The sequence below is a fragment of the Dellaglioa sp. CoH-55-MRSF-7 genome, from assembly GCF_056782235.1.
Genome location: NZ_JBXAYI010000008.1, coordinates 20,354 through 31,103, shown reverse-complemented (window position 1 = coordinate 31,103; position 10,750 = coordinate 20,354). Strand labels below are relative to the sequence as shown.

9 protein-coding genes are annotated in these 10,750 nt (G+C 33.6%); 7 read left to right on the top strand and 2 right to left on the bottom strand.

The features are described 5' to 3' along the window. Positions 1 to 95: 95 nt before the first annotated feature. Positions 96 to 422: a heavy metal-binding domain-containing protein gene (locus AC1RPU_RS07190; protein ID WP_409022267.1), complete on the bottom strand. Its 327-nt coding sequence runs from the start codon at positions 420 to 422 to the stop codon at positions 96 to 98. 73 nt (positions 423 to 495) lie between these two features. Then, on the bottom strand, positions 496 to 1,233 hold the full coding sequence (locus AC1RPU_RS07185; RefSeq protein WP_481761937.1) for a peptidylprolyl isomerase: 738 nt from the start codon (positions 1,231 to 1,233) through the stop codon (positions 496 to 498). 398 nt (positions 1,234 to 1,631) lie between these two features. Here AC1RPU_RS07185 and AC1RPU_RS07180 point away from each other — a divergent pair, with 398 nt between their 5' ends. The 7 genes from AC1RPU_RS07180 to dltB all read left to right on the top strand — a co-directional run bounded on the left by AC1RPU_RS07180 (position 1,632) and on the right by dltB (position 10,737). After that, positions 1,632 to 3,878 (top strand): transglycosylase domain-containing protein, encoded by a 2,247-nt coding sequence (locus AC1RPU_RS07180; RefSeq protein WP_481761936.1) that lies wholly within the window; start codon positions 1,632 to 1,634, stop codon positions 3,876 to 3,878. Between the two features lie 2 nt (positions 3,879 to 3,880). Next, positions 3,881 to 5,302: a hypothetical protein gene (locus tag AC1RPU_RS07175; RefSeq protein ID WP_481761935.1), complete on the top strand. Its 1,422-nt coding sequence runs from the start codon at positions 3,881 to 3,883 to the stop codon at positions 5,300 to 5,302. Positions 5,303 to 5,461: 159 nt separating this feature from the next. Next, complete coding sequence (locus AC1RPU_RS07170; RefSeq protein ID WP_481761934.1) at positions 5,462 to 6,187, top strand: response regulator transcription factor; 726 nt, start codon at positions 5,462 to 5,464, stop codon at positions 6,185 to 6,187. Further along, positions 6,187 to 7,632 carry a sensor histidine kinase gene (locus AC1RPU_RS07165; protein WP_481761933.1) on the top strand — a complete coding sequence of 482 codons (1,446 nt, stop codon included), beginning with the start codon at positions 6,187 to 6,189 and terminating at the stop codon, positions 7,630 to 7,632. The genes AC1RPU_RS07170 and AC1RPU_RS07165 overlap by 1 nt, the downstream gene beginning before the upstream one ends. A gap of 152 nt (positions 7,633 to 7,784) precedes the next feature. After that, complete coding sequence (locus AC1RPU_RS07160) at positions 7,785 to 7,997, top strand: teichoic acid D-Ala incorporation-associated protein DltX (protein WP_481761932.1); 213 nt, start codon at positions 7,785 to 7,787, stop codon at positions 7,995 to 7,997. A 14-nt stretch (positions 7,998 to 8,011) separates the two neighbouring features. Next, positions 8,012 to 9,541, top strand: coding sequence for a D-alanine--poly(phosphoribitol) ligase subunit DltA (dltA, locus tag AC1RPU_RS07155; protein ID WP_481761931.1), 1,530 nt, complete (start codon positions 8,012 to 8,014; stop codon positions 9,539 to 9,541). Next, positions 9,541 to 10,737 carry a D-alanyl-lipoteichoic acid biosynthesis protein DltB gene (gene dltB, locus AC1RPU_RS07150; RefSeq protein ID WP_481761930.1) on the top strand — a complete coding sequence of 399 codons (1,197 nt, stop codon included), beginning with the start codon at positions 9,541 to 9,543 and terminating at the stop codon, positions 10,735 to 10,737. Before dltA ends, dltB begins: the two co-directional genes overlap by 1 nt. Positions 10,738 to 10,750 lie beyond the last annotated feature (13 nt).

Here is a 10,750-nt window from a genome sequence, read left to right as displayed (position 1 = left end):
ATACTGGGATAAAGCCATTTAGAAACATATTAAATTTTATATTATTTCATCCGTCAACTTGACAGGGCCTAGTACATTGTTGAAACTTTTTTTCATTATTTAATGTATCGAACTGCGGTACCATATGCGGCAACTGATTGCATATCTTGACCAATTGAACCGGAATCAAAACGCATCATAACAACTGCATCAGCACCCATGCTTACTGCATTGTCGCGTAAACGATCAATAGCAGTATCTCTTGATTCAGCCATCATTTCTGTGTAGGCCTTAATTTCGCCACCGACAATATTTTTAAGACTGGCACCAATGTTTTTGATAACATTTTTAGATTGTGTTGTAAGGCCAAAAACTTCCCCAATTACTTCATATTCTCTACCCGGAATACTTTCCGTTGTAACGACTAGAATTTTATCTGACATCTATAAAACCTCCCTTTATTAGTATCTTCATAGTAACATAGTTACTTTATAAGAGACTGCAGATTTGAACTGATTATTTTGTCTCTTGGAGGACTTTAATTGTTTTAACTTTAACATTAGTTGTAGGTTTATCACTTGAATTAACTGCAACTGCGGCAATTTTATCAACAACATCCATCCCTTTGATAACTTGACCAAAGACAGTATAAGTACCATCAAGTGAAGGTGTGCCACCATTTTTGTATGCATCAATAATTTTTGACGGTGTGCCATCTTTAATATCAGCACTGGTACTTACATCTTGGTTATTTTGAACAATGTAGAATTGACTACCAATTGAATCAGGTTCTGACGTTTGTGCCATCGCTAAAGCACCACGGATGTGGTAAAGGTTACTTGAAATTTCAGCACCGAATGTATGACCATAAATACTTTCGCCACCAGTACCATCCCCTTTAGGATCGCCACCTTGAATCATAAATTCGTTAATAACACGATGGAAGAGGGTATTATTATAGTACCCTTTTTTACTATGAGTAATAAAATTCTTCACAGCTTTTGGTGCATATTCCGGGAATAATTTGATTTTGATATTTCCCTTTGTTGTCTGAATATCTACGACAGCTTCTTTTTTTGTTACTTTTGAACTAAGTTGTGGTAGTTCAACGTTTGACGCTACACTTGATGAAGAAGTAGTAGTTTCCGTATCATTTGTTGTTTCTGCATTTTGATGGTAGAAGAAGAACCCAATTCCCCCAAGAATAATGATAATAATTACTGCAATTAAACCAATCATTTTTTTGTTTTTCATATTAACCCCAAACTTTCTTTATTTAATTACTCTAGTTTAACGTACGAGGTAGAAGTTATACAAGTCTTAACTTAAACATCCAGTTTAGCGCTTGTATATAGTCATTATGATTGTTATATTTAACATATATAAATGGGGATGACTCACGGTTAAATGAGGATTTAATACTTATATGAACGTTATCAATTGTGAACGATATAAAAATTTACATAGTTAGAGGATTACAATACAATTATCGAAATGGATTAGTCAGATTTTGTATTGTTAAGAAAAGTAGTAGGGGGTTACGTTTTGTTAGTTGGTAATAAATTGGGAAATTTAGATTTATACATAGAAAAAATAATAAATAATGTCATGGCAAGAGATGTGACTCGTGTCACAGAATCGGGGATGGCATAATGGTAAAACAAAATAAGAAAGATAAAGAAAGATGGCGTCATCGGCATCCGTGGATTTTTAGAGTTATTGCAATATTTGGTGTTTTATTTTTATTAGGAGTTACGACGATAAGTATTTATATTGCGACAGTTATTAAGTCCGTGCCAACAGTTACAAGTCAGGAATTAATATCTGATGCCAGTTCAAATATGTATGATAAAGATGGCCAGTTAATTTGGTCTTCAGCGCTGAATAAACGAGTTTATGTTAAGTCAAAAGACATTCCTGAAACATATAGTAATCTGTTATTAGCAACAGAAGATCAAACATTTTACAAAGACGCGGGATTTTCGCCCTCCGGCTTATTTAATGCGGGACTTTCTTCCATTAAATCAGCTGTAGGTAAAGGGTCAGCTCGAGGTGGATCAAGTATTGAGCAACAGTTAATTAAATTAACTGTTTTTTCAACGAGTAATAAAGATCGGACTGTAGACCGGAAAATAAAAGAATTTTTCTTAGCGCAACAGTTATACCATAATTATAGTAAGAAACAGATTTTAGAGTTTTATGTTAATAAAATGAGTCTAGGCGAAGGATCATATGGGGCACAGACCATTTCAGAAACGTATTTTGGTAAAACTTTAAAACAATTGAGTATTAGTCAACAGGCAATTATAGCTGGATTGGGCCAAGCCCCTTCTACCTATAATTTATATTCAAACCCTAAAGCCGTTCAAACACGCCGAAATATAATATTAAAAACAGGGCTTGAGAATAAGGTAATTACAAAGAAACAATATAAAATTGCTGTCGCAGAATCAGTGACAAAAGATTTACAGAAACGCCATTGGATGGAAAATTCTGTTACAAAAAAAATTCTTGAAAATAATGCTTATGTTACTTCTGCCTTAGAACAAGTTAGCGATAAAGGGTACGATTTAGCTAAAACTCCATTACAAATTACAACAGCGCTTGATTCAAAGCAAAATGCGACTGTTAAAAAATTAGCTGATAATAAAAAATATTATCAAAATTCAGCAGAACAATCTGCAATTACAATTACAGATCCTAAAACGGGGAATATTGTTGCTCAATATGGTGGACGTCATCAAAAAACTGCCTTCAGTTATAATCGGGCAATTTCTACGCAGCGTTCGTCAGGATCAGGAATTAAGCCACTATTAGATTATGGCCCTGCTATTGAATACTTTGGGTGGGCAACCACACATGCCTTAGATGGCACTTCATATACTTATCCGGGAACTAATCTTGTTGCTCAGAATTTTGATAAAGTGAGTTATAAATCAATAACGATGCAAAACGCATTACGAGTTTCGGCTAATACACCAGCAATTAGAACGTTAAATACTGTTGGGAGTGCGAAGGCTAGCCAATTTTTAGCACAAGTAGGGATGGCTCAAAATAATGCACCTGCGGGGTCGCAGGCTATTGGACTCGATGTTTCTACCGAACAAATGGCGACAGCATATGGCACCGTTTCAAATGGCGGAACCTATCATGCGGCTCGTTACGTCACAAGTCTAAAATTTTCAGATAATAGTGTTAAAAAATATGAGGTAAATAGTAAACGTGCTATGAAGGCCTCAACAGCATTTATGCTAACGTCAATGATGGAAGGCGTACCTAATGCCGGTGGGACAGCGCCTTCTGCAAGAATTGATAATGTTCATCAGGCAATGAAGACAGGGACCGTCGGTTATTCTGCTTCATCGGGATTTCCAGCGAATGCAAATATGGATGTCTGGATGAATGGGTTCACTAAATCAACTTCTATTTCGATGTGGTTAGGGTATGATGAACCAATGAAAAAAGGACATTATATTACTGATGCTGCATCTGCAATGACAAATGTTAATTTATATCGTGACCTAATGGTACATTTTTCAAAAGAAAAGAATGCTGATAATAGTGAGTGGACAAAACCATCAACTGTTATACAATTGTCAGGAACTGGTCTTGCAGCTCAATATGAACCTAACGATAAAGTAGTAACGTTAGGCGTTAAAGAGCCAGAAAAAATTGATGTAAAAAAAGCTAAAATATATAAAACGTATTTGTCTAAAAAGATTGCTGAGGACACGTTAAAAATAAAATTAGAGGATCCTTCATATCACAAGAAACCTGAAGCATATAAAATTGGTTCATGGGAGCAGTCAACTCAGAAAAAATTAAATAATGTTCAGAAAAAATTAGACAAGGCTAATGATGGCATTAAGGCGGCTAAAGAGACGTTAGAGGGTGAATAAAAATGGAACCGAGATCAAGAGGGACAAAGCAAACAGGAAAAAAAACTGTTAACCGAGAAAATAAAGCAGATTTTAAACCAGAACAAGCTAGTCATAAATCGATACGACAATTTTTAAAGTGGGCGTATCGTATTTTGTTGTTTATTGCGGTTAGCTTGAGTATTTGGAGCGTCTATACGGTTATCAATCGGTATCAAATTAGTCTTGATTGGTCCAAAAATGATAATTCAAAATTAACAATGGCAAATCAAACGCCAGACTCACTCTACGACTCTAATGTTAAGTCTAAAGAAGCAAAACAAAAGTTTAATGAAATTTATGCAGATAGTTACAACATTAAAACAGAGGAGTTAACGACTAAAGCAACTTCAAGTGAAATGAAAAAATTAGATGATACATTATCAAATATTTCTAAGAATTCACGTGCTGATTACCAGACAAAATATGATAATTTATTAAAAAAAGTGAAAGTGAATTCATTATACCAAGATGTATTTGTTAAGGATGATGAACAAACAGTTAAAGTAAATGTGACCCCTGGAACGATTCAAAAATTGAATAATGAACAATTTGGGTACATTAATCAGTTATTGATTAATTCTTCAAATAAAGATCAATTTGCCAATCGAATTTATACACTACAAAAAAATTTGGCAAAAGATGCAATAGCAATAAACGGTGTAATGTCCATTGCCATGAAGACAGCCACGTATGACCCTTTGTCAGGTAATGTAGAAATCTTGAAAAAAAGTACAAGTCAGCAAATAGATGACTATACGAATGCTGTCAGTAAATTACACTATTCATGGAATAATCTTGCCTTTTTAAATCAAATTGAAGAAGTGATAGCTAAAGATTTAGCCACACAGACAGAGCAGTATCAGGTATTTGATGATTATAAAAAAGATCTTTCAGATAAGAAACAAGCCGATAAAAAGTTGGTTTCACTTGAAGAAACTTTATCTCATGCATTAAAAAAACAGGCTGAAGATAAGAAACAAGCTGAAATTTATATAAAAGTTCCTAAATTTGGATCTCAATCGGAAGCGCAAAAGTGGGCCAACAAAAACCATATAGAAATTGTATTTGTACAGAAATGGTCTGGGAAAAACATGATATTATCGGAGCCGAGTGAAGGAAACTTACTTAAGCGAACAGATAAATTAAAGGTAATTATCCAACACCAAAGTTATAAGGGAACTTCAGCAAATAAAATTTACTCGGGAGCAAGTAAAAAGTCATCCAGCGCATCAAGCCAGGAGGCAAAGGCAAGTTCTGTAGAAGAATCAAGTTCAACGGATGAAACAAGCTCTAGTTTAGAAGCCGACGCGTCATCAGATACAGCCGTAAGCAGTTCAGAATCAAGTGCTATTAGTAGTAGTACAAGCCAGGTAAGCAGTTCATCAGCTACTAAAATACAGTAAAAGTAGTTACAATACATTAAAATTGATGGTATTAAAATATATTACGAAAAAAAACTAAAAATATTCATATTATTTAGTTATACTAATGGAATATAAGACCGCTCAAAGTAGCAGATAAGATTATGATTTTCATTAAATTGGAAATGAAAGAGGAATAATATGAAATTATTGATGGTAGAGGATAATAAGGCAGTTTCTGAAATGATGTCGATGTTTTTTCAAAAAGAAAAATGGGACGTTCAGTACGCTTATGATGGTAATGATGCTGTTGCTATGTTTAATGAAGATCCGGATAGTTGGGATATGATTACGCTTGATTTGAATTTGCCTGGTATGGATGGCATGCAAGTCAGTTCTACGATTCGAAAAGTTTCAGCTAATGTCCCCATTATTATTTTAACGGCACGCGATACCGAAAGTGATCAAGTTCTTGGATTAGAAATGGGCGCAGATGATTATGTAACAAAGCCTTTTAGCCCAATAACATTGATTGCTAGAATTAAGGCCCTTCACCGCCGGGCAGAAAAACCAAGTGTTGGAACTGACGATGAAACAGAAAATGAAAGTACTAGTTTTGATATTGTCACAACTCACTTTAAATTAAGTACAGCTCGTCGAGAAGCATACTTACAAGACGTTTTAATTCATGATTTAACACCAAAAGAATTTGATTTGTTGAAAACGTTGGCCAATAAACCAAAACAAGTCTTTTCAAGAGAAAAACTATTGGAATTAGTTTGGGATTATGAATTTTTTGGTGATGAACGAACAGTTGATGCACATATTAAAAAATTACGTCAAAAAATTGAAAAAGTGGGTCCACAAGTTATTCAAACGGTGTGGGGTGTCGGTTATAAATTTGATGACTCAGGAGCTGGTTACTAATGAAGCTACTTTATCAGCAAATGTTAGCATTCTTCGCGGTTATTATTACATTGGTCATTGTATTTGGCGCTTTATTTTTAAATTTCACGAGTGATATGGTCTATAAAAATACATGGACACAATTGGAAGGTTACTCGGATAGTTTAATGTCAGAATCAATGGTTTTAAAAACAACCGATTCAAAAACGCAATTTAATTTAAACTTAAATAATTTAAGAAATGCAGAATTAATTTTAAAAACGCAAAATGTTCGATTTACTATTTATACTAAAAAATCTAAAATTATCTATCCTGATAATGCGGTACAGGACAATATTACAAGTGAGCAGTGGAAAAAATTGGAAAATGGTGAAGTTGTTCACCGTACACCGCATATTAATAGACAATTAAAAACAGATATGAAAGCAATTAATATGACCGATATTTTGAAACCTTATTTTTATAATGGTAAATTATATGCGGTTATATCGGTTGGAGCCAATGTTTCTAATATTCAATCCAATATGAGTCAAATGACTCAGAATTTGGTTATTGCGTTTATTGTCTCTGTTATCGCTGGAATTATTTTGAGTTATCTTTTAGCGAGATACTCTGTTTCTAGAATTAATCGATTGAGACGTGCAACTCGAATGGTTGCTGATGGTAATTTTGATGTGCATATCGAAAGTAGACATCGAGATGAAATAGATGATTTGGCACAAGATTTTGATGGCATGGTTTCTTCATTGAAAGAATCAGAGAAAGAAATAAAACGTCAAGAAGAACGTCGTAGACAATTTATGGCTGACGCTGCACACGAAATGCGTACACCGTTGACAACTATTAACGGACTACTTGAAGGGCTAGCATACGATGCAATTCCAGAAGAGAGCAAAGGGAAGAGCATTGAACTAATGCAAAGTGAAACTAAGCGATTAATCCGATTAGTCAATGAAAATTTAGACTATGAAAAAATTAGGACAAATCAAATTACGCTAGCACCAAGTAATTTTGATGCGGTTATTGTTTTGAATAACATCGTTGAACAACTAACAAAAAAAGCAATAGAAGCCGACGATAAGATTGAATTAAGTGTTCCTAAAAACTTAATGGTTTTTGCGGATTACGATCGATTTGTGCAAGTTATTTTTAACATTACGCAAAACGCCATTCAATTCACTCAATCAGGAACGATTCATATTTCAGCTGAACGTGGTTACCATGAAAGTATCTTTAGGATTACTGATACAGGTATTGGCATGACAAAAGACCAGCTAGAAAATATTTGGGAACGTTACTACAAGGCAGATCCATCTCGTAAGAGTACTAAGTACGGAGAATCAGGATTGGGATTATCAATTGTTCATCAATTAATGCAACTTCATAACGGAAAAGTTGAAGTGATGAGTACTGAAGGAAAAGGGACAACGTTTACATTGACGTTTCCAAATCAAGAAAATGAATAAATAGTTAAAAAATTATTAAAGAATGATTTCTATATACAAATAGAAATCGTTCTTTTTTGTGATATAGATGTAATTCTGTTACACTAAAAAGCGGTTAATAAGATTATTAACTAAGTTTAATATTACAAAATTGTTAGGTTAGTATGACATAGATGAATGCTAAACGGGGGAAAAAAAGTGTATACTATATTCATTCTAAGGGGGATGTGATAAATATGAGCCAAAAATGGCATGATTTAAAAGAAAATGAAGTTTTTATGTTTATCGTTCGAACTGCCTTTTATTTTATTGTATTGGCGATGCTAGTTTACCTGTATTCATTTAAAGGTATAAGTAATGGTACGTTTATCTATAATGAATTTTAAAGGAGAGCAAAGACATGATAAAAAATGTAATTAATCAAATTGATATGATCGCAATGTCCGATCCCAATCGCATTGTTTACAATGATTTGGGTGAGACAAATACTTATCAACAGTTAAAAGAAAAATCTGATGCATTAGCATTGCATTTGATTGAATTAAATTTAGATAATAAACGTCCAATTATGATATATGGAAATCAAAAATTTAATATGCTAGTGGCTTTTTTAGGAAGCGTTAAAGCAGGGCACGCATATATTCCAATTGATTCGCACTCACCAGCTGAGCGTTTAGAGTCAATTCAAGAAGTTGCGAAACCAGTCGCTTGTATAGCTGTAGCAGAATTACCTGAAGTTAAACTCGATGTACCTGTAATTTTATCAACTGAATTAACAGAAATTATTGAGAATAATCAAGGGGTAGAAGTTCCTGATCCTAGTTTCCAAGTAACTGGTAAAGATAACTTCTATATTATCTTTACATCTGGTACGACTGGACAGCCAAAAGGGGTTCAAATTAGTCATGATAACTTGATAAGTTACGTGAACTGGATGATAGAAGATTTCTCTCTACCAGAACATCCCAATAGTCTATCTCAGGCACCATACTCATTTGATTTATCAGTAATGGACTTGTATCCTACATTAACTATGGGTGGTAAGTTATCTGTTTTACCTCAAGAAGTGACGGATAATTTCAAAGTTCTTTTCCAAACGTTACCTACTCTGGACTTACAAGTTTGGGTTTCAACACCATCATTTATTGATATTTGTTTATTAGAACCAACGTTTGATGATAAACATTTACCAGATCTTAGTCGATTCTTATTTTGTGGTGAAGAATTAACTCACAAAACAGCTGCAGCATTGAAGCAAAGATTCCCAATGGCTAAGATATTTAATACGTATGGTCCTACGGAAGCAACAGTTGCGGTTTCGAGTGTTGAGATTACTGATGCTATTTTAGAACAATACCCACGATTACCAATTGGTTATGCCAAATCAGATACAAAGATGGTTGTAGTTAATCCAGAAAATGAACTAGTACCAAATGGTGATGAAGGTGAATTAATTATTGCTGGACCTAGTGTCTCAAAAGGTTATCTTAACAATCCTGAAAAAACGGCCAGTGCTTTTTTTGAAATGGATGGCGTAGCTGCCTATCGAACTGGTGATGCAGCAATCATAAATTCTGAAGGGATGTTGTTATATCGTGGACGAATTGATTTCCAGGTTAAACTACATGGTTACCGAATTGAATTAGAAGAAGTTGACCATCATGTGTCATCGCATCCATTTGTAAAACAAGCAATCACTATTCCAAAATATAATAAGGATCATAAAGTGGTTCAATTAATTGCGTATGTTGTTCAAAATGATAATCCAGTTGAACGAGACTCAGAATTAACAGTTGAAATTAAAAAATACTTGTTAGATACAATGATGTCATATATGATTCCACAGAAGTTTGTTTATGTTGATGTTTTACCATTAACGCAAAATGGTAAAATTGATCGGAAAACACTAATAAATGAGGTGAATGCTTAATGGTATCATTCCAACCTTATGTCAATCCGATGTACTTTCTATATCTTATTGTTGTTTTAATTCCAATTATTGTTGGTTTGCTTAATGGTAAAAGATTTAGATTGTATGAAACGTTAATTTCATTACTCTTTATTTTCTTAATATTTGGCGGTCCAAAACTTCACGAAGGCTTTAATTTACTTATTTATATAATTTTTGAAGTCTTACTTATCGGTTTATACATGAATTATCGTAGTAAGTATAATCAAACGTGGGTTTTTATTATGGCTGTCCTTTTAGCGATAGCACCATTATCCATCGTAAAAATAACACCAGCCATTAATAATGGTATACCATCAATTATTGGCTTTTTAGGAATTAGTTATTTAACGTTTAAAGCGGTTCAAATGATTATGGAATCGCGAGATGGTAGTATTAAGAAATTTGATTTGATGCTAACCTTACAATTTTTATTGTTTTTCCCAACTATCTCATCGGGACCAATCGATCGTTACAGACGGTTTGTTAAAGATTATCAAAATGTCCCAAGTCGAGAAAAATATTTAGAAATGTTACAAAAGGGTGTATTTTACATTTTCTTAGGTTTCTTATATAAATTTTTACTAGCATACCTATTTGGTACGATGCTGTTACCTCACGTCGCACGTATTGCATTACTAGACGGTGGTATATCGTGGGCCTTAGTTGGTTACATGTACACGTACAGTATGGATTTATTTTTTGATTTTGCTGGTTATAGTTTATTCGCAGTTGGTATCAGTTACTTTATGGGAATTGAAACACCTCCTAACTTTAATAGACCTTTCATCGCACACAATATTAAAGACTTTTGGAATCGTTGGCACATGACACTTTCATTCTGGTTCCGTGATTTTGTTTATATGAGATTAGTCTTTTTTATGATGAAACATAAATTAATTAAAAGTCGAATAACAACAGCTATTGTTGGTTATTTTGGATTATTCTTACTCATGGGATTTTGGCACGGGGTTACTTGGTATTACATTGCCTATGGCCTATTCCATGCGATAGCTATCGTCATTAATGATGCATGGCTCAGATTTAAAAAGAAACATAAAACCAGTATTCCAAGTAATAAATTTACAGAAATTTTTGCAATCTTTATTACGTTTAACATCGTTTGCTTAAGTTTCTTAATCTTTTCAGGATTTTTGGACAAACTATATTTTTCATAAAATAGATAATTAG